Below are 21342 nucleotides of genomic sequence, written 5' to 3'. Positions count from 1 at the left end.
AATGAAAAAAGTTATTGTAACCGGTTTACTTGGCTTACTGAGCGTAGGGGCTATCGTGACCGGCTGTAAACAAACAGATATTGATAATGCCTACCTGAATCCGAGCGGAGCGGTGAGTGCCGATGTGCAGCGGTTATGGGCGGGTATGTTGTTCAACGAGCGGGTTAACCCCCGTTACTGGAACCTGTACACGTTCCTGATTCCTGAAATCGGGACATACAGCCAGCTGAACGGCTTTACGTCGACGAACGGGGTATATGAGCAGGTAACGGCCTACAACGCCGACCGCTGGAATGTATACTATACCCAGACGATGGCCCGCTACCGGGAACTGGAAAAAGTATACAACAACCTGGGCACCGAAGACAAAGCCGGGCTACAGCTGTTTCTGGAGACAGGCCGTATTTTCCTGTACGACCAGACGGCCCAGATGATCGACCTGTGGGGGGATATTCCGTTCTCGACAGCTGGTCAGCTGAATGCGCAGGGGACTATTTCGCTGGCAACCTACGACGAGGCAAAAACCACGTACAGCACCATTCTGACCGATCTGAAGCGTATTTCGGATTACCTCGCAACGACTACGCCGACGACGTTCTATGCTAACCAGTTTACGTCGTATGACTACGTGAACAAGGGCAATCTGACGAAGTGGCGGAAGTACTGTAACTCGCTGATGCTGCGTCTGGCGATGCGGGTGTCAGGCGCCGACGAAGCCGCTGCCAAAGCGCTGGTGACGACGATCCTGAGCGATCCGGCGAAATATCCGCTGGTTGATGCCGCAACGGAAAGCATCACGATCCAGCCGGCTGCTACCACCAGCAATCTGGTGGCCGTAAACGATATGCGGAATGGTTTCGGGGTGAATCCGTTTGCGCCGGGCTATCTGGTCAACGACGTGATGGCACCGGCCAATGACCCGCGTCTGCCGGTTTACTTTACCACAAACGGTACGGGTAAATATGCCGGGGTGAAAAATACCTGGACAGCAACAGAGCTGACCGCAGCGCAGACGGCCAATGCTATTTCCCGCTGGGATTCAACGACGTTCTCGGAGAACAACCTGTTCCCGGGCATCCTGATCACCTCGGCCGAAACATGGTTCAACAAGGCCGAAGCGTATGAACGCTGGGGTCTGGGCAACGCGAAAACGGCTTATGAAAGCGGTATCCGTCAGTCAATTGCGTTCTGGTATGGCATCAACAGCGGCAGCAGCCGGAATGCCGCCAAGGATGTAGCGCCGACGGAAGCGCAGATTACTACCTTCCTGGCGCAGCCATCTGTTGCTTACGGAACGGATAACCTGAAGAAGATCGCTACCCAGAAGTGGGTTGACTATACTGTGATGCAGGCGACACAGGCTTGGGCTGAATCCCGCCGCACGAAGCTGGTTGGTTTCACGTTCCCGACGGACAACGGCTCGAACACGGCCAAAACGCCACCGACACGGTTGTTATACCCAACCAGTGAGGCATCGCTGAATACGATCAACTATCAGACGGTGAAAGCCAAAGATACGCAGACCACGAAGTTATTCTGGGATGTGAAATAAGGGATTCATAACCCTACCCATACTGTAAACAGCGCTACGGCATTTTTTGTCGTAGCGTTTGTTTTTTAAGCGGTTTGCCACGAAGGCGGGAAGACAGGAAGGGGCACGACGTTAATTTCACGGTAATAATTAACTTCGTGCCCCTTTGTTTCTTCCCGCCTTTGTGGTTGAAAATAAACTATGGAAACAATCGAACCAAAGATCCTGCCGCTGGTAGACGCCCTGAATGCGACGGGCATTGTCCGGACATTTTCGAGCTGTGAAGGGCACTATGACCCCGCCGACCAAACCATCCGCGACCGGAATCATGCCGAGGTCCGGTTTGTGCCGGCCGCCGGACATGCTGCGCAGGATGTAGAACAATGGCTGGGCGGGGTACTAGTCCGGTTTAAAAAAAAGCACGGGGTAATGCCCATGCAGGTAATCGGCTATAAGCTGTTTACGCCGTTTGACGACGACATCGACGAGACCTTTGTGCTGGAACTGAAACCGTTCAACCGCTTTGAGCCGCCGCACACCAAGCGGGCTGATACCGATCAGGCAATTCTTCGGCTGGTACAGGTGCTGTCAGCTCCCTGACGGACCGGCGTACTCCATCTGATAGAGATCGTAGCCTGCTGCCCAGTAATCTTTGACAACCGCCTGCAACACAAACCCCAGCCGCTCGTAAAAACGGTAAACGTGCTGCGACGTGCGGACAAGGATCACCGTACCCCCTTCAGACTCCCTGATTTGCTGAATACGGTATTCGGAAAGCCGCCGGCCGATACCCTGACCCTGCCAGGCGGGATGCACAATGTCCCAGGATAGCCGGAAGATGGTCGGGCCGTCGGGGTTATTATAGCCCCCGCAGCCAACGAGCTGATCATCCGCTTCGACGACAAAATAACGGGTCGCTTCGTATTTCAGGTAATTGATAAAATCTTCTTCTTCTTCCGGTGCAAAGAACTCAGGGGTGTTAAGCAGCAGCAGACTCAACAGCGCCGGTACATCTGTGTGTGGATTAAAGGCTCTGATTTGCATAGAGGTATAGTAGGAGCAGGGGCACAAAGAAACCTCCTTCGTGCCCCTGCTTATCTTTCTGCTTTAAAACAACTTACTTCTTTCCCGTCCCGATTGACGCGGCCGGTGCTGACGCCTGACCCACAGCCTGTGTCAGCGTATTAATCTGTTCCGTTAGCTTGCCGATGGCCGCCGAGTAGCGTGCTTCGATGGCCGGCAGATTAGCGGCCGATTTCAGCGAGGCTTCGTAGAGGAACGCGGGCAGCATCCAGTCAGCATAGCCGCTATACGGGTCCGGTGCGGCATACAACGATTTATACCACTTGCCAAAGGCCATGCCATCCGGATCGATAAAGGCTTTTTCCAGCTGACGAAGGTCGCGGTTGATGGCTTCGGCCTGCTTTTTGTCAATCGTGCCCGCCGACAGCTTTTGCTTAACGGCCGCCGCATAGGCATCCGTGCTTTGCTTAAGCACATCGACCTGCTTCAGGACGTTATCAATTGAGTAGTCGGGTTTGTAGGCTTTGATCGCCTTTTCGGCTGCTTTCAGGTGCGTGGTCAGGTCGGCCGGATAGCGGGTTACGTCATACGGAATCAGGTCGGCATTGGCCAGACGCGTCGTCAGCGTGCCCATCATCTGCTCCACCAGTGGCCCCATTTTGTAGCCCGGATTGGCAAACTTTTCGTAGTAGTACAAGTCGTCGTAAACCGAGTGGTAGAGTGTCGGGCCGTGGGTGCCGATGCTGGCCGACGGTACACCGGCGTGCATGTAGAACGCAATATGGTCCGATCCGCCGCCCAGATTCCCGATGTTCGGCTCGCTGGCACCCGGTTTTTTGCTGCCCATCCAGTGTTGATACACCGTTTTGGCGGAGTCAGGATACTGCACCGCCTGAGAGGCTTCGACCAGCAGCGTTTTGAGCGATGGCGAGGCACTGCCGCCAAACATCGCCCCCGAAACCGCCGCATCGGCGTTGAAATAGGCTACGGCCTTTTTGCTCAGCTCATCGCGGAACTGCTCGACCCATTCCGTGGAGCCGATAACACCGGCTTCTTCGGCATCCCAGTGCGCAATTTTAATTGTCCGGCGGGGCCGCTGCCCGTCTTTCGCCAGTTTCCCCAGCGACTCGGCCAGTGACAGCAACATGGATGTACCGCTGTTGGGGTCGGTTGCGCCGAACGACCAGGCGTCGTAATGGCAACCCATTACTACCCATTCGTCAGGAAATTCGCTGCCGGTCAGGGTGCCGACTACTTCATACACCCGGACAAAATCCTTTTCCTGCTGCACGTTCAGCCGCACTTTCAGCGCCGGACCGCCCTCAAGCCGGTAGGCAAACGGCAGGCCACCCTGCCAGCCCGCCGGAACCCCTTTACTGCCGGTCATGCGTTTCAGGATTTCCTGGGCCGAGTTCCACGGCAGGGGTGTCACCGGAATTTTGTGCAGCGCCACGTCTTTCGGATCGCTGCGTTTGACTTTCACCGGCCCGTCGAGGGGGAGCGCCGGTTCGCCCGGAGTCAGGGCATCACCCGTAAAGTCGACGGTCAGCAGGGAGCCGCGCTGAATGGTACTTTCGCTCGACAGGGGACCTTCGGGAAAGGTAATGCCTTTTTTGTAGCCCGAGTCTTCCGGATCGGTGTAAATAATGACGCCGGCCGCTCCGGCTGCCTGGGCGTGTTTGGCTTTGTAACCGCGGAAATTGCCGCCGTAACGGGCCATGACAATCTTGCCTTTCACGGAAATGCCCATTTTGGCCAGTTGCTCAAAGTCTTCCTTGCGGCCGTAGTTAGCATAAACCACCTCGGCGGTCACGTCGCCCGAGCCGGACCAGGCATTCCAGCCCTGGGTCAGCAGCGGGTGCCCCGAGTATTTGTCATCGGGGACAATGTACTCGCGGGTGTTCAGCGGCTCGCGGATCGGCTCGACCAGTTCCACGGCAATGGTGCCGGGGCCTTTGGGCAGGTAAATGTCATGGGGGTAAATGTCGACCTGAAGGCCGGCTTTTTTCATGGTCTCGACGATGTAATCGCGGACTTTGGCGTTTTCGGGCGTACCGGCCAGGTGCGGCACCGAACACATCGTTTGCAGATGTTTTTTAAACCGCTCTGTCGATTGCTGCGTCTGAAACACCTGCTCGAATTTCGTCTGCTTCGCCTGATTGTCAGGGGTAAAGCCGCTGATGGTTGACTGCGCCTGCGCCGACAGGCCGGAGAGGGCTGCCAGCAGGCCGGAAAAGTAATAAACTTTCATGAATACGTCAGATTGTTGAGAGTTAACAGGTTAAGAACCGTAAGTTAACCGAAATCCAGGATTTCTACATACCCTTCCGTACCGTTTACACGAATTCGCTGCCCGTCTTTGATGAGCGTTGTGGCCTTATCGATGCCTACTACGGCCGGTAAGCCGTATTCACGGGCGATCACGGCCCCGTGGGTCATCAGTCCGCCGACTTCCGTAACCAGCCCTTTGATCGACACAAACAGGGGCGTCCAGCCCGGATCGGTGAAGGACGTTACCAGAATATCGTCCGGTCCGGGTTCGGCCTCACCCATCTGCCGGATTACCCGCGCCCGTCCTTCCACGATGCCGGCCGACACCGCTAAACCGGCAATGGCGTCCGCCGGCAGATTCTCCCGCTTGTACGAACTGGTAATGATCTCGCCCTCTGAGGTATACACACGCGGCGGCGTCAGTTTGTCAAACCGGAGATAATCGGCTTTACGTTGCTGAATGAGCTGGTTATCGACCGTATGCGTTTGGACGAGGTCGTCCAGTTCATCGAAGGTCAGGTAAAAAATGTCTTCGGCATCGGGCAAAGTCCCTGCCTGTACAAGCCGGCCGGCCTCGGCCAGCAGTGCCTGTTTACAAATAAAGTACCGGCTGACAATGTCGTATTTGGGGTATTCGCGGTAACCGATCAGGTTTCTGACGAGTTGAATCATCCGGTCGGCTGCGGCCGCTTTTTCGTCGCCGCCGGGGAGTTGCCGGAGCCGTTCCAGTATTGATTCCCGTTTGCGTGTTGCTTCGCGCAATCCCTCCTCAAACTTTTGCCTGGCCGCTCCGGGTACGTTGTTTCTGACATTACTGAGAATGGCTGGCAGGAGCAGGGCTGGTTGTTCGCGCCAGCGCGGGCGGGTAATGTCGATTTCACCGCTGCACCGCATGCCGTACTGGTCGAGAAACGCGAGGATCGCCTCCCTGGCTTCCCAGCCTCCCTGTACGTCGTCTAACTGATTCAGAAAGGAGTCGTCAACCGCTTGTTGCAGCCGCTCAATAACCGCCGGATAGGGGCGGATTACGTCGGCCACATCCAGCAGGGCCAAGCCCATTTCCGATGTGATGTTATTCGGAACCGATTGCGTCAGGGTATCGGCAACACCTTTTTCACCCAGCCACTGCGCGATGTGTTCGTTCAGCCAGGTGGAGGCGTTCATGGCAGTCATGATCACCCTGAACCCGCGCGGGTCTTTCATGGCGCCGCGGGTCTGCCGGATATGGTCAACGATAAAATCGATGAGCGCCGGACCGGTTTTGTGCTTAATTTCTTCCCGGAAGGCCTCAATGGATGCCTGACTTTGCCGGATCAGTTCACCGACAACCGAGGGGTCAAAATCCTTCAGCGTCTGGTAATCGGCGAGGGCCGGGCTACCAGACGGACTTTTCTGCACTGTCGCGTCATCCGTCACGGGCTGGATGAAGTCCTCGCGGGCCAGAATGGTTGTCAGCGCGTCTTTGATCAGCGGGTCGTTATTGCCCAGCACGTTCAGCATCAGCTGTCGTCCGGCCGGTGTCGCCAGTTCGGGGGCTACATCGACAAACAGCCGGCCGCCGGCTGCGTACATGGGGCGTCCGGCGGTAAGCTGCCAGAGCGACATACCCAGCGGCCGGATGGGGTCGGTCATCATCTGTTGGTGGCCGACCGAAATGTAGACGTGTGGCTGTTGGTCACTGACCGCCGGAAGGGGATAAAGGGTAGTGATCGGGCGGCTCTGCACGAAGTAGAACTGCTCACCGGCCAGGCACCATTCAATATCCTGCGGAGAACCAAAATGCTGTTCGATCTGCCGGCCGATGCGGGCCAGTTCGCCGATTTGTACGTCCGTTAATACCTGTTGCTGTTGCCGGTCCGGCGGCAGTTCCCGCTCCTGTGTGCCACCTGCGGCTGCCGCCTCCATAACCAGCGTTTTTGCCGGTATTTTCTTTTCCGTAATAATGCCGTTGCGGACCTTGTAGGTATCCGCATTCGTCCGGCCGGATACGAGGGCCTCGCCCAGCCCAAAGCCCGCGTCGATGGAAACCACGTTCCGGTTCGATGTAACGGGATCGGCCGTAAATAACATGCCGGAAGCCTGCGGAAACACCATTTTCTGAATCACCACCGCCAAATGCACCGTCCGGTGCTCGAAACCATGCTGAATCCGGTAGCTGACAGCCCGTTCGGTAAACAGCGACGCCCAGCACTGGCGGACGTGGGTCAGGATGGCTTCCCCGCCGACAATGTTGAGGTAGGTATCCTGCTGACCGGCAAATGAAGCGGTCGGTAAATCCTCGGCCGTAGCGCTCGAACGAACCGCATATGCGTCATTCGCCCCATAAGCCGTGAGGTGATTATGAATGACTTCGCGCAGGCCGGCCGGTATGGGAATGGCTTCGATCTGCCCGCGGATGGCTGCGCTGATGGAGGCAATGGCGGTCCGGTCAGCGGCCGGTACAAGGGCCAGTTGGTCCAGCAGGGCCGCGACCCCCGCGTTCCCGGCAACGATGTGTTTAAAGGCCTCTGTTGTGATGCAGAAGCCGTCGGGAACGTGAATGCCGTTGATACGGGCGAGTTCGCCCAGGTTCGCACCTTTGCCACCGGCGGTTGTCAGACCAGTTTTGTCAAGGTTCAGGAAATCAGCGATGTAGTTGTGCATGGTGCCGGATTAGAGGTCGTTGAGTTGATCGGTGGTTTGCTGCATCAGGGCAATGGCTTGCCGGAAATAGGTGTCTAGCACGGTGCGTTCGTCGGCTGAAAAGGCAGCAAGAAGTGCTTCGTGTTGTTGCCGGAAATCCCGGTACAGCGGTTCGAACAGGGCCATGATCACGTCGGTTTCCGGTACAATAAAGACTTTCCGGCGGTCATCGGGAGCAAATTGCCGGCGCACCAGTCCTTTCTTTTCGAACCGGTCAATCAGGCCCGTGACGGCTCCCGTCGTCAGACCGGTGAGCGTAGCGAGTTCGCCGGCGGTCATTTGCCCTTTCTCCTGCAAAAAGCCCAGGTATTTGTGATCTGTCCCCGACAGTCCCGCCTGACGGGCCACCGCCTCGTGCATCTGTATGGAGGTGTAGGCATATAACTGGCTCAGTTTCCGTACCTGTTTAACCGTTTCTGCGTCGCTCATTTGTCTTAGTCGATAAATATCTTAGTTACAAAGGTAAATGGGCATTATTGAATTACCAAATGAATATTGGGACCGGTGAAACCGTGTCGTACCTACGGCACGAATGGATGTTGTTGGTTTTGGGTACCGTTTTTACGGACGCGTTGTTACCGACGCTTTTCTACCGACGCTGCGCTGTTATGTCCCTACGGGACAAATGGGGTGATCGTTAGCGGATTTTTGCCATGGCCCGCACGGGAAATGTGCCGACGCCTTTGAATTTGGGCGGTACGGCGCTGAATGTGAAGCCTTCATCGGGCAGCAGTTGCAGGTTACACAGGTGTTCGACAATCAGTATTTCCGCACCTAACAGCGTGGTGTGCACCGGTCTTGTGTTGCCGGTTGTGCAGTCAATATTATGCGAGTCGATACCGACGAGCCGGACGCCGCAGTCGCGCAGATAGATAGCAGCATCCTCCGTCAGATAGGGGTGGTTTTCGTAGTAGGTTTCTGTATTCCAGTGCGCGTCCCAGCCGGTGTGAATCAGCACGGCCCGGTTTCTGATTTCGTAGTTCCGGACGTGTGCTTCGGTGATCGCCAGTGTGTCGGTAAACGGCACCCTGATCACCACGGCGTCCAGGTCAGCAAAGCAGGCAAGCTCCACTTCGGAGAGGTCTTTGCCATGCTCGAACCGGTGAAACGGACAGTCAATGTAGGTACCGGTATTGGTGACCATTTCAATTTTACCGATTTGAAATTCAGTGCCTTCGGCATAAACCTGCCTCGACCGCTCACGGCTGAGGTAATCGCAGATGACAGGAGCGGGGAGACCTTTGTAGGTGACCAGACCGTCTTCGATGGTGTGGCTCAGATCAATAAAAACCTCACGTCCCGTCGGTTCGTTGATGGGTTTACGCTTGTGCGGTTCCGTCAGAATTTCCTTGTTCAGGATTCGGGTCTGACCCACCATCAGCAGCCGCAGATCGGCGATAATGTAGTCGGCGAGTTCCCGGTCCGAAATAGCGTCGCCCGCAATGTCCAGCCGGAAATCCTCACCCTTGATGCTGCCGCCGTTGGTAAAATAAATTTCAAAGTCAAATTTTACGCGTTTGTCCATAGTCATTGTCCGGTTAAAAGTATTCTCAGGAAAGCCGGTAAATATACTCCTCAATGTCGGCTTGCCGCGCATTCGCAAAGCCGTGGTCGGTACCAATTTTCACAAAGCCGCATTTCGTCAGCACCCGCTGCTAGCCGATGTTGTCAAAGGCGACCCGTGCATAAACTGGTCGGTGGGGCGAGACTGTTCTGATTAACTCGTTTGTCGTATACCGTCCTGAATCGCTTCCAGCAGCACGTCTACATCGATCGCTTTCAGGTTTTTGAATTTGATGCAATAGCTGGTCACCGTTGCCTTTCCTAACCGGCTGCCGAACGTACCGGCCAGGTATTTCTTGTCTTTAAGCCCCATAATATACACCGAAATGCCGGTCGTCGGGGCACTTATGCCTGCCTGATAGAACTCTTTGGTTTTACCATCGGCATAGAGAATACGCTGGAAACCATAGCCAATGCTCGGGTTCGAGACTGTTTTCCCCGTTTCGTCTTTCCCGTCCAGAAACCATAGCCGGCAGTCCGGCAGTTCCTGAAGAATGCGTTGGTGTAATGCCAGAAAGTCGGTACGCCGGGGTTCCGGCAGACTGCTGATGTAGTCGCTGATTTGTTGTTGTACGTTCATCTGTTATCAGGGTATAGAGGTTTATTGCAGCTTTTTCCGCAGCCACGCCCGTACCGGCTCATCGTATAGCTTCAGGCTGGCATAGGCTAACAGCATAGCGCCGGTAAAGGTAAGCAGGGTACTGGTTGCTACTTATTTCTTTTCCAGTGCCTGAAACAGCTTACCGAGGATGAAATAAGCCCTTGCATGGGGATACCAATTGCCGTATGCACCGGAGGTCATGGCGATGACCATATTCTCTTCGGGGACAACTACCAGATGATTGCCGCCATTGCCGGATGCCCAGAGATAGCTTACTTCCCGCTGGCCAAACCTGCGTTTTGTTCTGTACCAAAGCATCCCATATCCGTCAGCCAGCGGGTTATAATCGCCGATTGCCGTGGAGTGTTCGCTTAACAGCCGGTTCATGTAGTCATAATCGGCCAGCTGCTTATCACCCCATTTCCCTTTGTTGGCAACCAGTAACCCCAGTTTGGCAAAATCCAGCGTAGAGAGGTAAAGGTTACCGGCAGCGCCGGTTTGATTGGCGGCATTAGCGTACCAGTAAAACTCGTTAATTGCCAGGGGGGCAAACACTTTTTGTCTGGCAAAATCCCTTAGGCTCATACCGGATTTTTCTTCAATAATGGCACCGATCAAAACGGCGTTAATATCGGCATATACCCATTTTTGTCCGGGCTTGCCTGCTAACGGAACGCTCAACAAATAGGATACCCATTCATCTTTTGCCATCCATTTCCCTTCACTGCCCGGGGTTTTGGGGTTATCGGAATCAGCATCTAAGCCCGACATCATATTCAGCAGGTGAATAAGTTTGACTTGCTTGTAATCTTCATGCATGGAAGGGTACTTCTTTTTGGAGAAGAACGAATAAACATCCTGATCTACATGTTGTACCAAACCCTCTTTGATAGCCACACCGAGCAATAAAGCCGTAATGCTCTTTCCGGCCGACCGGATATCATGTATGTGATTACGCCAGAACGTATTGTAGTAATTTTCTATGACAAGCTGATTGTTTTTAATAACGACTAAGCCCCGGTAATCCCGTTGTTTGAATCCGGCGATTGTATCCGTAAGCGCCCGAATGGAGTCTTTATTGAATCCGGCAGCCTCCGGACTAACAGCCGGAAGATCGGCAATTGCCTTTCGTTGTGCGTAGATAGAACACGATAAAAGCAATAAAAAGAGTGTCAGTAGTTTTTTCATGTGCTGAAAGGATAAGACAGCGTGTGGGCCAGAGAAATCTGCTGTTCCAGTACTTTCCCGATATGCCTGATCCGGTATGACAATGCCGGTACAATAAACGGATTATCAGCGGCTTGTTATCGTTAGTTTGTATTTTTCGGGCTTTGTTTTCGTGTGTTCAACAAGTCTTCGCGCTAATTGACGTTGTATAAAGGCCCGTCTTTTCCAATCTACAAAAAAACTGCCAGGCTGATCCTCATCAGCCTGGCAGGGAGTAAAAAATATCTTCTTCAGAAAACTACAAAATAAACTGGCTCAGGTCGCGGTTCTGGACGAGGCCGCTCAGCTTTTCCTGCACCATCTCTTTTGTCACCACCAGATGGGCGTTGGCCCCGATAACGTCCGGAATGTCGAACATAAAGTCGTTGAGCAGGTGGCTCATCACCGTCTGTAACCGGCGGGCTCCGATGTTCTCAACCTCTGAGTTCACTTCATAGGCAATGCGGGCCATTTCGCGCAGCGCCTCGTCCTGAAACGTCAGGTCAACGCTCTCGGCAGCCATCATCGCTTCGTATTGCTTCGTCAGCGCGTTTTTCGGTGCTTTCAGAATCTGGTAAAAATCATCTTCCGACAGGCTCTGCAACTCGACCCGGATCGGGAAACGGCCCTGCAACTCGGGAATCAGGTCGCTGGGCTTCGAAACGTGGAAGGCACCCGCCGCCACAAACAGAATGTGGTCGGTATTTATCGTTCCGTATTTGGTATTAACGGTGCTGCCCTCCACAATCGGCAGCAGGTCGCGCTGCACGCCCTCACGGCTCACGTCGGGGCCGCCGCCACCCGAACGGTTGGTGGCAATCTTGTCAATTTCGTCGATGAAGATGATGCCGGTGTTTTCGGCCTTAAAAATGGCTTCTTCCTTCACCTCGTCCATGTCGATCAGTTTCGCAGCTTCTTCTTCGAACAGCAGCTTCCTGGCTTCGGCAATGGTCACCTTGCGTTTGCGGTTCCGCTTCGGCATCATCCCACCGATCATGTCCTGCAGGTTCATCATCGACAACTCGTCCATGCCGCCGCCCATCACCCCTATGTTCGGTGCCTGACTTTGCTGCACGTCGATTTCGATTTTGCGCTCGTCCATTTCGCCGGAGCGGATTTTATCGCGGAACCGTTCACGGGTCTTCTCGTTCAGTTCCGCATCGCTGTCGGGCGCGCGGTTGCTGTCGTTGGGCATAAAACCGGTAGTCACCGGCTGCTTGACAGGCGGGATCAGAATGTCGAGGATGATGTCTTCCACGATCTGCTGCGCCCGACCCTTCACGGTTTCCTTTTTAGCGGCTTTGACCATGTTAACGGCCTGCTCCACCAGATCGCGGACCATGCTTTCCACGTCGCGGCCCACATACCCCACTTCCGTAAACTTCGAGGCTTCGACTTTGGTAAACGGCGCATCGGCCAGTTTGGCGAGGCGGCGGGCGATTTCGGTTTTACCGACCCCCGTGGCGCCGATCATCAGAATGTTGTTCGGCACAATTTCACGGCGGATATCGGCGGGGGCATTCATGCGGCGCCAGCGGTTACGCAGGGCAATGGCCACGTTGCGTTTGGCGTTATGCTGGCCAATGATGTATTGGTCTAACTCGGCAACAATCTGCCGGGGCGTAAGGTCTTTCAGGAATTCATTCATGTTGTTTTACAAATACAACCGGCCCGGCAAGCGTCAGGTCTGGTTGAGTAGTGTCGTAGCGTTAACAGTTTTTCGGGCGAAAGGGGTTCGTGCCGGTCAGTTTTTTGTCAATATCCGGTCCATACTGATGCGCAGGCTGAGCTGGCTGCTGCCACCGGCCGCCGGTGTGTACATGAAACGGGCATAGGTCAGCTGGAACCCTCTGGCCTGGGCCGACAGCCCGAACGACAGGCCGGAAAGCCCGCCAAAGTCCTGCAAACGGCCTTCCTGCCGCCGCTGGTGGTTATAACCGACCAGGATGTTGAGGTTCCGGCTGATGAGCAGTTCCGCCCCGACAATCAGGTGCCGGGCCAGTTTATCAGCAACCCCCACCTTGCTGACAACCGGATTGCCATTCAGGTCGTACGTCAGGTTCAGCTTCGGATCGTTGTAGGCGATATCAAACTGATGCAGGTGATGAGCCGTAACCGTGATCCGTACGGGCGCGTGGGCAGGCTTGAACGTCACCCCAGCCTGGAGATCAAACGGGAGCTGAGCGTCGGTCGGACTGTAGTTACGCAGCACGCGGCCGATGTTTTTAGCGGTCAGCCCGAACGTAAGCTGCTTTTTGGGGTGCCGCCAGACGCCGCCGAGGTCTGCCATGACGGCAAAGGCGCTGTAAAGTTCGATTGACGAGCCGACAGCCTTGATTGTAGCCCCGAGGGTGTAATTCCCTTCCGTGCGGGCGTGGGACAGGCTCAGCGCATAGTCATTGGCCGTAAAGGTGCCCAGGTTATTGCCCGATGGGTCGGTCAGGTCAAACTGCCCGTAGGAGAGGTACTGGAGCCCGGCAGCCCAGCGGCCTAGCTGACCGGTCTTGTGGCCGAAGGGGAGGCCATATTGCAGGGTATAATATTTAGCCGCGGCCAGATAGGGCATAAACGACAGCCCGAGCTGATGAGCGCCCACGGAGTCGGCCAGGGCGGGGTTGTTCTGGAAATACATCCCGTCGGGTTGGGTTGCCGACGCGACCTGTCCGCCCAGGGCTGCCACACGGGCATGCGTGGGCAGGTTCAGGAACGGGAACAGTTGCTGCCCTGCGATGGGTTGGGCCTGACAAAGGGTCGACAGCCCGATCCAGATGACGATGAAGTTGAGTAAAGGCCGCAAGCGATTCGCGATTAACAGTCAGAAATAACCTTGTCTACCGGCCGCTAGTCGTTGGAATACTCAAACGGAATAGGGCGCAGGATCCGTTCTTCTAACGAAATAAACGTCTCGGTTCGCTGAATGCCGCCTACTTTCTGAATTTTGTCGTGTAAGACCTCGCGCAGGTGCTGCGTGTCGCGGCACACAATTTTGGCGAAGATGCTGTAAATGCCGGTGGTGTAATGGATATTGACCACTTCGGGAATTTTTTCCAGCTCAACGGCCACTTCTTCGTAGAGTGAACTTTTGTCGAGGTAGATGCCCAGAAACGCGCTGATGTCCCAGCCCAGCCGTGTATGATCAATCACCAGCTGCGACCCGCGGACAATGCCCATTTGCTCTAATTTCTTCATGCGGACGTGTACTGTACCGCCTGATACGTAGATCCGTTTACCGATCTCAGTATACGCCATATTGGCATCCTGCATCAATAAATCGAGTATTTTGAGGTCTGTGTTGTCAATTTCTAAATTTTTCTCCATTTTTCAAACCTTGTATTTGATGGATGCCAACAAAAATAAGTTTTTTTTGAATGAAATATAAATTTTCAGATTTTTTTATAAAAAATTTGCAAAAAAGGGCGGAAGCGTTTTAACTTTGTATCGTCAAGTTAATCAAACGGACACGCTGAAGCGCTTGACAACGTTCTCTTCATATACTGTAGGATGTCGAAATTGGCAGACGTGCCCTCCTGTCTCGGGGGTGGTGATAAGGGATAAACACAGCATAATGCCGCTCGCAAGAGCGACTGGGGTTGACCACCAGATGTTGTACTGTGGCTAACTGCACCGTGGGCGGTTCGAATCCCCCTCCTACAGCCAGCTTTTTTTAGCTACCTAATTTGGTTTTTAGTTTGTTGATGAAGTGTAATTCGACACGCCGACCCAAAATTGAGGTCGGTGTTGTTTTTTGCACGAAACTTATCCAACGAACGTAAATCCTGTCTATTCTTCATGGGTACATATTATTTTTCTCAGTAGGGGACCTTATCTTTGCCCCAAATTACTGTACCCACTGCATGAAAGGTTTCTATACAATTCTGTTTGCGTTTCTCCCGTTTCTGTCATTCAGTCAGTCGCAGTTTACCAACCGTATCAGCAAAGGTATGGATGTGGGGCTGGCGTTTAAAAATGACCATACTGCGCCGTCACTTACCTACTATGAATTACTGCATCTTGGCCGGCAGCAGGTGTTCAGCCTCGGCTGGACCTTCCGCGCTGGTGGTGTTTACGGCAAAGATGTTGATTATATAACCGCTCCGGCGAGACTTACCCGCGGTGAAACCGGTCTGGCAGCATTAACGGCCGATGTGAGACCAACGAATATTGATACGCTTCGTTTCGACCGTACGTCGCAATCAATGGTTAATTTCGGGTTAGTGGCGCAGGTAAAGCTTGGTCCTGTTGAACTAGGGGCAAGTGCCGATCTGCTGGGTTTTGCACTGGGGCGTCTGCGTAGCGCAAAGATCTTATCATCAAAAGGAGGCTATTATGTTGATACTGCCTCCGAAGAAGATTCCCTGATTTATTTTTCGCCGAAACATACTACGCAGAGCGCACATCCGCGTTCTATCAACGTCCGGTTGCTGGGTGATAATGACCGTGGGTCACTAGCTACGGAAGTATATGCCCGTTTTCTGATTACCAAGCGGATCGGCGTCAAGATCGCGTATCAGTGGCTGACAACCGAAATGAAATTAAATCAGGACCGGACCCTGGATGGTAATCTGCGTTACCGCAACCGCGTGGCCATGCCATATGTGGCAGTGGCGTTCCCGTTTTTCTGATTTTTAAAATGAGAAGGGCGACCACGTGTTTAAAGGGAAAGGGCGACCACGTGTTTAAAGGGAAAGGGCGACCACATGGGGTCGCCCCTACAACCCGTACGGGCGGCCCCACGTGGCCGCCCTTTTTTTTATACGCCTGAAATCAGCTTTCCACCGGCTTCAGATCAAAATAGGTTTCAAAAATTGCGGCACCGACGGCGTTGGCGCGGATCTGGAACCGGTCGAGGTACTGGTGCAGGCCATCCTTGAAGATGTCGGCTACTTCGGTAAACTCCAGTTCGGCGCGCAGTTTGCTCATCGCTTTTTCGGCTTGATTGGTATAGCCGTTGCCTGGATTCTGTCCGCCGATTTCGTACAGCGACAACTCCGCCTGACGGATGCTGTGGGCTACGGCGCGCGGGAAGAGTTTGTCCAGCAGCAGGAACTCCACAATGCCCTGAGGCGTCAGCGTGCGGTATTGTTGCCGGTGCATGTTGTAGGCACTCACTGATTTCAGTACTGCCGACCAGATCATCAGGTCAAGCGTTGAGCCTTCGTCTTCTTCCGGAAACAAGGTAAAATACTTCACATCCAGAAACCGTGACGTTTTGTCGGCACGTTCCAGAAACCGGCCCAGACGGCCGAAATGCCACGCTTCGTTGCGCGTAATGGTTGAGTCAATAATCCCGTAGAACAACTGCGTTCCGTCGCGGATTTCGGTCAGGAAGTCCTGCATCCGGGTCTGCGACCACTCAGCATGATTCGGAGCCGAATCGCGCACCATAAGGTAGAGCTGGTTGATACGCTCCCACATTTCCTTCGAGATGGTTTCGCGGATGGTCCGGGCATTTTCGCGGGCGTAATTCAGACACGATACAATTGAATTCGGATTACGCTTGTCGAACGTCATGAACTCAATGACATTTTCACGCGTCGGCTCACTGTAATGCTGATAGAACAGGAAATTATCGGCGGTAGCGATCAGCAGCGGCTCCCATTGCTGACTAACGGTAGGAGGTAAATCGAGGGCCAGGTTAAAATTTACGCTCATAAAACGGGCATAATTCTCTGCCCGTTCGATGTAACGATTCATCCAGTAAATAGAATTAGCTACGCGGCTCAGCATGTTACAATGAGTGAATTAGCGATTGAGTGAATTAGCGACAGTATTTTGCCGCATACTGTTAGTTGCAATATACTGATTTGCTTCTAATTAATTCACTCAATCACTCATTCGCCCAATCACTCACTCTTAAGCCCAAACTTTTGTGCCTTCAGTGCAATTTTTGCACATGTCGATTTCGGAGCGGGAACGGATAAGGGCCTGACGGAAGTCCTGATAGGTGGGACCTTGCCAGAGCTCGGTGAAGCGTTGCTGCTGTAAATCACCAACACGGTGGTGGGCGTCCTTATCGAAACAGCAGGGCACCACCAGCCCGTCCCAGGTGATGACGCAGGAGTGCCACATCTTCCAGCAATGATCGTCGAGGGCGCTTTTAATGCGGTAGGAGCCGTCGGATTGCGGTGCGTAGCGGCTGTAGCGGTCAAGGGTCGGAATCAGCGGATTGCCCTGTTCGTAGTCGTAAATCTGGGCCGTTTTAAACTTGATTTCGTCGACACCCAGTTCGGCGGCCTGGCGTTTGGCATCGGCAATCTGGTGCTCGTTGGGCTGCACCACCAGAAATTGGAACAGCACATGGGGCGTGCGTGATTTAAGCTCTTTTTTCCAGCGTATAATGTTACGGGTGCCTTCCAGTACTTTCTCCAGTTTCCCGCCGACGCGGTATTGCTGGTAGACTTCCTGGGTGGTGCCATCAATCGAAATAATCAGCCGGTCCAGCCCCGACTCAACGGTCTTACGGGCATTGGCGTCGGTGAGGTAATGGGCGTTGGTGCTGGTGGCGGTATAGATGTTCTTTTTCGCAGCATACTGCACCAGTTCCAGAAACTGCGGGTGCAGGTAGGGTTCTCCCTGAAAGTAGAAAATGAGGTAGAGCAGCGTGTCGTGCAGCTCGTCGATGGTCCGTTTGAAGAGCTCTTCGCCGAGCATACCCGTGGGCCGCGTAAACGACCGGAGTCCGCTCGGGCATTCGGGGCAGCGCAGGTTGCAGGAGGTTGTCGGCTCAAACGAGATCGACATCGGCAGGCCCGACGGCTGCGCCATACCGGTCCGGCGGGAACGGTAGTAGCTGCTAATCAGCCTGATCGCATTTGCTGCCCGCTTCGGCGTCAGCTTACTGAAAAAATTAAGACCGTCCTGTACCTTACCGTTGAGCAATGACATCATCCGGCAAAGATACACGTTCCTTTTCTAAGTTCTGATGGTTGCTGGGTTGTTGCTGAGTGTTCTGATTGTTGCTGAGTGTTCTGATTGTTGCTGAGTGTTCTGATTGTTGCTGAGTGTTCTGATTGTTGCTGGGTGTTCTGATTGTTGCTGAGTGTTCTGATTGTTGCTGGATTGTTATGGGTGTTCTGGTGGTTGCTGGGTGTTCTGGGTTGTTGCCCGTGGTTCTGTCTTTTGTCATCCCGAGCCTGCGAGGGATCTTTTGACATAGAATGCGATAAGATCCCTCGCAGGCTCGGGATGACAAAAAAACATCCGGAAAACATCCGGCATCAAACCACCAGCAACAAATCAGAACCCTCAGCAACCCTTAACAACCACCAGAACCATCAACCACCCCAAACCCTCAGCAACAAAAAAAACAGCATCTACCCCCCCCCGAATACAACCCGGCAACCGTCGGTTTCGAAGAGGATTTCGCCGGCATGCATACCGTCGATGGTAGCGGGGAGGATGCCGGTCAGGCTGGCAAAAAAGCGGTATTGCGGCCGTTGGGCATGCGTCCATGCGAGGATGTCGCCCGAACCCGGCGGCAGGAGCCAGGCTGTTTCCTTACCCTGAATGTCCGGCCAGATGGATTGCGCAAAGGCGCGGATCCGGTCAATGGCCGTAAACTGTTCGCCGTTCTGGCCCCAGACAAACGGCCCGTGCGTTACCTTGTCGGTTTCCGTTTCATCGGTGACCTGGAACACATACAGCTTCGTATATTCCTCATTGGCTCCCCGCGTCAGGTGCGGGTTCCGGACTTCGAAGCCCAGGCCGACGTAACTTGGCATATCGGTCAGAAACAAGGCGGTGAAATACCGGAAAACGTTGCCGCTCCGGTAAAACTCATCGAAGCGGGGGTCGTCCTTATCGGCGGTCATTACCGTAAAGTTGGGCGCAAAGCGTCGGGTACGCAGCAGGTTGTCATACAGCACAAAGCGCTCCGTAAACTCAGGAGAAGTAACGGCGGCCGATTGCAGGTCACCGAGCGTCGAATCGGCTTCAATGGCTTCCAGATGGTCAAATTCATCGCCATAGCCCATGTAATCCGGTTCGACCAGAAACGTTTCGGCAAAAAACGCGAAGTGGGTAACACCCTGTTGATGAATGTATTGTTTAATGGCCAGCAGCGGGTCGTAAAAGGCATCCGGACTGGCGGGAACACCGTCGGGACGCATCTGTACGTGCGCCATGTCGCCCCGCATAAAATCAAAGTTATAAGCGCGCTGGCAGTCGTAGTATTTCTGACAGACATAGTTCCACGCGGCATGATTCGGCCGGTCGAAATCGAGCACCCAGTACCGGTTATCGTCTTTGCTGTGGTGGAATTTGTAGCGCGTCAGCGGGCCGAATACCCGCGACATGGCTTGTGGCTCGTCAAACTCATACTGATACCATTTCTGGTTATAGTCGTCAACGACAAAGGATTCAGGGTTGATGTGGAGGCCGCGGTAAGGCGGTGCCATCGTCATCGGCACCGTTTCGAGACCTTGCTTAACCAGCTGCTGGATGAGTTGCAGACGCCGGTTAAGCCGTCCGCCATAATCGCCGGGATAGCCGAACAGGATGGCATGCCGTTGCGCGTCGGTCAGGTACGATTGCGGGTCAAAAAAAACGTCGGCAGTGATTGGGTGTGGCTCTTTATGGGCAAAACCGGCCGTTGTAAGCCAGTTCCAGATCGCCGCTTCTACTGCCTTGTAAACCCCCTCCGTCTGGTCCGTCAGCATGATCGGCGGCGTAGTACTGCGTCTGACCCATTCAAAAAAGCGGGGATATACCAGCGCCATCTCTGAGAACCGGTCGTTATGCGGAATAACATCTAAACCAACCGTCCGGCCCATAGCGTGCAGTAGGTTGGTGACGACTTTCAGCTGCTTTTCGACCGTATCCAGAGCCGGCACATACTTGGCCAGCTCCACATTGAAAAATTCGGGATTAATCTGCCAGCTGACCATGCCGTAGAGACTACCTACCACGCCGGGTTCCCAGATCGGGAGCAGGTGGATGCTGTCGTGGCAATCAGGAATGGTCAGCACATAATTAATGACGTTCCAGAACGAACCGACGGTCCGGACATTAATGCCAACCATATTGCTGCGCTTGAGCCATGCACCGTCCGGTCTCCGTGCCATTGGACTGGCAATGGTTTCGGTCGGGTCGAGCGCACGGCGGAGCAGGTCATTGCCCAACCGGCTATGGAGAATTCCCAGGGTTTTAAAAACCGAAAACTGTACGGCCATTTGCGGCAGTAAGCGGGGAATATAAGAACTTTCGCCCTGCTGATAAACATCCGTATATCGGGCGTAGTTTTGTTGCCAGTCGGCTTGCAGAAGTTCGATGGAGGTAGGCATATCGCAAATGTACTATGCAGGACGTAAATTGTGCAATGCAGGACGTAATCATCATTGGAGGCGGTCTCGCGGGGCTGGTAAGTGCCATAGAATTAGCGCGTTCCGGCTATTTAGTGACACTGATTGAGCGGAAAATGTATCCTTATCACCGCGTTTGCGGCGAATATATTTCCAATGAAGTAAAGGGTTATCTGACCAGGCTGGGTCTGGACCTGCACTGGCTCGGTGCTGCCGATATCCGGCAGTTTGCCTTTACCTCACCGTCGGGAAAGGAACTGACGGCGCCACTTGACTTAGGCGGCTTCGGCATCAGCCGCTACCGGCTCGATTATGCCTTGTATGAACTGGCGATAAAGGCCGGTGTCACGTTTGTGCAGGGCACGTCGGTAGAAACCGTGCAGTTTGGCGACACCGGTCCGGATGGGTTGCCGCTATCGTTTATCGTGTCGGCGCAGAACGGACAGCAGTGGCAGGGGCGTGTGGTAATCGGTGCGTTCGGTAAGCGCACAAAACTTGATAAAACCCTGGGCCGTGCCTTTATGCAGCAGCCGTCGCCCTACATCGGCGTAAAATACCACGTCCGGTTCGCGGATCCGGCGGCCTATGCCCGTGACCGGATTACGCTCCATAACTTTCAGGACGGCTATTGCGGCATGTCGGCCATCGAAGACGACCGCTATTGCCTGTGTTACCTGACCACCCGCGACAATGTCCGGAAACATGGGTCGGTGGCGGCAATGGAGCAGGCGGTACTATACCGCAATCCGCACCTGAAGCGGATTTTTGCGCAGGCAGAGCATCTGTATGAGAAGCCGGAAGTGATCAATGAAGTGTCCTTTGCTCCTAAAAAAGCGGTTGAGCAGCATCTGTTTATGACCGGTGATTCGGCGGGGATGATTACTCCTCTCTGTGGCAACGGCATGGCCATGGCGATTCACGGCGCGAGGGTGGCCAGTCAGGTCATCAGTCAGCTGTTGGCGGGTAGCATCAGCCGGACCGAAGCAGAGCAGTCATACACGGTGCAATGGAACGCTCTGTTCCGTCAGCGGCTGTGGGTCGGGCGGCAGGTGCAGCGCCTGTTCGGGGATGTGTGGCTGTCGGAACTGGCGCTGTCGTTTTTCAAAACCATTCCGCCGGCCCTGCACGGCGTCATGCGGCTGACGCACGGGCAGGAAATCCGGTAA

The 21342-nt window shown here is 54.2% G+C and carries 17 protein-coding genes; 4 read left to right on the top strand and 13 right to left on the bottom strand.

Annotation, left to right across the window (positions count from 1 at the left end; genetic code table 11):
- Position 1 precedes the first annotated feature (1 nt).
- Positions 2-1552, top strand: a complete 1551-nt coding sequence (locus AC23NW_RS13590; protein ID WP_487450155.1) for a SusD/RagB family nutrient-binding outer membrane lipoprotein — start codon at positions 2-4, stop codon at positions 1550-1552.
- Between the two features lie 180 nt (positions 1553-1732).
- The gene (locus AC23NW_RS13585; RefSeq protein WP_487450154.1) at positions 1733-2131 is read left to right on the top strand and encodes a hypothetical protein; all 399 of its coding nucleotides are present in this window, start codon (positions 1733-1735) and stop codon (positions 2129-2131) included.
- Here the strand turns inward: AC23NW_RS13585 and AC23NW_RS13580 are convergent.
- The 10 genes from AC23NW_RS13580 to AC23NW_RS13535 all read right to left on the bottom strand — a co-directional run bounded on the left by AC23NW_RS13580 (position 2120) and on the right by AC23NW_RS13535 (position 14195).
- Entirely contained in the window at positions 2120-2575 is a 456-nt protein-coding gene (locus tag AC23NW_RS13580; RefSeq protein ID WP_487450153.1) for a GNAT family N-acetyltransferase, read from the bottom strand. The two genes, AC23NW_RS13585 and AC23NW_RS13580, sit on opposite strands and share 12 nt — an antisense overlap.
- A 73-nt stretch (positions 2576-2648) precedes the next feature.
- The gene (locus AC23NW_RS13575) at positions 2649-4805 is read right to left on the bottom strand and encodes a M28 family peptidase (protein ID WP_487450152.1); all 2157 of its coding nucleotides are present in this window, start codon (positions 4803-4805) and stop codon (positions 2649-2651) included.
- A 44-nt stretch (positions 4806-4849) separates the two neighbouring features.
- Positions 4850-7468, bottom strand: a complete 2619-nt coding sequence (rph, locus tag AC23NW_RS13570) for a rifamycin-inactivating phosphotransferase (RefSeq protein WP_487450151.1) — start codon at positions 7466-7468, stop codon at positions 4850-4852.
- Positions 7469-7477: 9 nt separating this feature from the next.
- Positions 7478-7936, bottom strand: a complete 459-nt coding sequence (locus AC23NW_RS13565) for a MarR family winged helix-turn-helix transcriptional regulator (protein ID WP_487450150.1) — start codon at positions 7934-7936, stop codon at positions 7478-7480.
- Positions 7937-8144: 208 nt separating this feature from the next.
- Positions 8145-9032, bottom strand: coding sequence for a cyclase family protein (locus AC23NW_RS13560; RefSeq protein ID WP_487450149.1), 888 nt, complete (start codon positions 9030-9032; stop codon positions 8145-8147).
- A 192-nt stretch (positions 9033-9224) separates the two neighbouring features.
- Positions 9225-9650 carry a DUF1801 domain-containing protein gene (locus AC23NW_RS13555; RefSeq protein WP_487450147.1) on the bottom strand — a complete coding sequence of 142 codons (426 nt, stop codon included), beginning with the start codon at positions 9648-9650 and terminating at the stop codon, positions 9225-9227.
- Between the two features lie 132 nt (positions 9651-9782).
- Positions 9783-10859, bottom strand: coding sequence for a serine hydrolase domain-containing protein (locus tag AC23NW_RS13550; protein WP_487450146.1), 1077 nt, complete (start codon positions 10857-10859; stop codon positions 9783-9785).
- Between the two features lie 277 nt (positions 10860-11136).
- A complete protein-coding gene (gene hslU / locus AC23NW_RS13545) occupies positions 11137-12525 on the bottom strand; it encodes an ATP-dependent protease ATPase subunit HslU (protein ID WP_487450145.1) in 1389 nt (462 codons plus the stop codon).
- 96 nt (positions 12526-12621) lie between these two features.
- Complete coding sequence (gene porQ / locus AC23NW_RS13540) at positions 12622-13674, bottom strand: type IX secretion system protein PorQ (RefSeq protein ID WP_487450144.1); 1053 nt, start codon at positions 13672-13674, stop codon at positions 12622-12624.
- Positions 13675-13718: 44 nt separating this feature from the next.
- Positions 13719-14195, bottom strand: a complete 477-nt coding sequence (locus AC23NW_RS13535) for an Lrp/AsnC ligand binding domain-containing protein (protein ID WP_071502360.1) — start codon at positions 14193-14195, stop codon at positions 13719-13721.
- A gap of 536 nt (positions 14196-14731) precedes the next feature.
- Here AC23NW_RS13535 and AC23NW_RS13530 point away from each other — a divergent pair.
- On the top strand, positions 14732-15499 hold the full coding sequence (locus tag AC23NW_RS13530; protein WP_293844736.1) for a hypothetical protein: 768 nt from the start codon (positions 14732-14734) through the stop codon (positions 15497-15499).
- A gap of 142 nt (positions 15500-15641) precedes the next feature.
- Here the strand turns inward: AC23NW_RS13530 and AC23NW_RS13525 are convergent, their stop codons facing one another.
- The 3 genes from AC23NW_RS13525 to AC23NW_RS13515 form a co-directional block, all read right to left on the bottom strand.
- Complete coding sequence (locus AC23NW_RS13525) at positions 15642-16604, bottom strand: alpha-E domain-containing protein (protein WP_293844739.1); 963 nt, start codon at positions 16602-16604, stop codon at positions 15642-15644.
- A 126-nt stretch (positions 16605-16730) separates the two neighbouring features.
- Positions 16731-17765, bottom strand: coding sequence for an SPASM domain-containing protein (locus AC23NW_RS13520; protein ID WP_487450142.1), 1035 nt, complete (start codon positions 17763-17765; stop codon positions 16731-16733).
- A gap of 425 nt (positions 17766-18190) precedes the next feature.
- Positions 18191-20158, bottom strand: a complete 1968-nt coding sequence (locus AC23NW_RS13515) for a hypothetical protein (RefSeq protein WP_487450141.1) — start codon at positions 20156-20158, stop codon at positions 18191-18193.
- A gap of 14 nt (positions 20159-20172) precedes the next feature.
- On the opposite strand from AC23NW_RS13515, the gene AC23NW_RS13510 reads away from it, so the two are divergent.
- Positions 20173-21342 carry an NAD(P)/FAD-dependent oxidoreductase gene (locus AC23NW_RS13510; protein ID WP_487450140.1) on the top strand — a complete coding sequence of 390 codons (1170 nt, stop codon included), beginning with the start codon at positions 20173-20175 and terminating at the stop codon, positions 21340-21342.

The sequence above is a fragment of the Arsenicibacter sp. R0_47 genome (assembly GCF_057652235.1).
The sequence above is the reverse complement of the archived record's forward strand: the minus strand, read 5'-3'. Positions and strand labels throughout refer to the sequence as shown.

What these genes read in the sequence shown, in the direction of transcription:
- AC23NW_RS13515 (WP_487450141.1), bottom strand. Translation starts at nt 20,158, where the DNA reads ATGCCTACCTCCATCGAACTTCTGCAAGCCGACTGGCAACAAAACTAC.
- rph (WP_487450151.1), bottom strand. Translation starts at nt 7,468, where the DNA reads ATGCACAACTACATCGCTGATTTCCTGAACCTTGACAAAACTGGTCTG.
- AC23NW_RS13555 (WP_487450147.1), bottom strand. Translation starts at nt 9,650, where the DNA reads ATGAACGTACAACAACAAATCAGCGACTACATCAGCAGTCTGCCGGAA.
- AC23NW_RS13520 (WP_487450142.1), bottom strand. Translation starts at nt 17,765, where the DNA reads ATGATGTCATTGCTCAACGGTAAGGTACAGGACGGTCTTAATTTTTTC.
- AC23NW_RS13530 (WP_293844736.1), top strand. Translation starts at nt 14,732, where the DNA reads ATGAAAGGTTTCTATACAATTCTGTTTGCGTTTCTCCCGTTTCTGTCA.
- AC23NW_RS13535 (WP_071502360.1), bottom strand. Translation starts at nt 14,195, where the DNA reads ATGGAGAAAAATTTAGAAATTGACAACACAGACCTCAAAATACTCGAT.
- AC23NW_RS13585 (WP_487450154.1), top strand. Translation starts at nt 1,733, where the DNA reads ATGGAAACAATCGAACCAAAGATCCTGCCGCTGGTAGACGCCCTGAAT.
- AC23NW_RS13565 (WP_487450150.1), bottom strand. Translation starts at nt 7,936, where the DNA reads ATGAGCGACGCAGAAACGGTTAAACAGGTACGGAAACTGAGCCAGTTA.
- hslU (WP_487450145.1), bottom strand. Translation starts at nt 12,525, where the DNA reads ATGAATGAATTCCTGAAAGACCTTACGCCCCGGCAGATTGTTGCCGAG.
- AC23NW_RS13510 (WP_487450140.1), top strand. Translation starts at nt 20,173, where the DNA reads ATGCAGGACGTAAATTGTGCAATGCAGGACGTAATCATCATTGGAGGC.
- AC23NW_RS13575 (WP_487450152.1), bottom strand. Translation starts at nt 4,805, where the DNA reads ATGAAAGTTTATTACTTTTCCGGCCTGCTGGCAGCCCTCTCCGGCCTG.
- AC23NW_RS13560 (WP_487450149.1), bottom strand. Translation starts at nt 9,032, where the DNA reads ATGGACAAACGCGTAAAATTTGACTTTGAAATTTATTTTACCAACGGC.
- AC23NW_RS13580 (WP_487450153.1), bottom strand. Translation starts at nt 2,575, where the DNA reads ATGCAAATCAGAGCCTTTAATCCACACACAGATGTACCGGCGCTGTTG.
- AC23NW_RS13590 (WP_487450155.1), top strand. Translation starts at nt 2, where the DNA reads ATGAAAAAAGTTATTGTAACCGGTTTACTTGGCTTACTGAGCGTAGGG.
- AC23NW_RS13550 (WP_487450146.1), bottom strand. Translation starts at nt 10,859, where the DNA reads ATGAAAAAACTACTGACACTCTTTTTATTGCTTTTATCGTGTTCTATC.
- AC23NW_RS13525 (WP_293844739.1), bottom strand. Translation starts at nt 16,604, where the DNA reads ATGCTGAGCCGCGTAGCTAATTCTATTTACTGGATGAATCGTTACATC.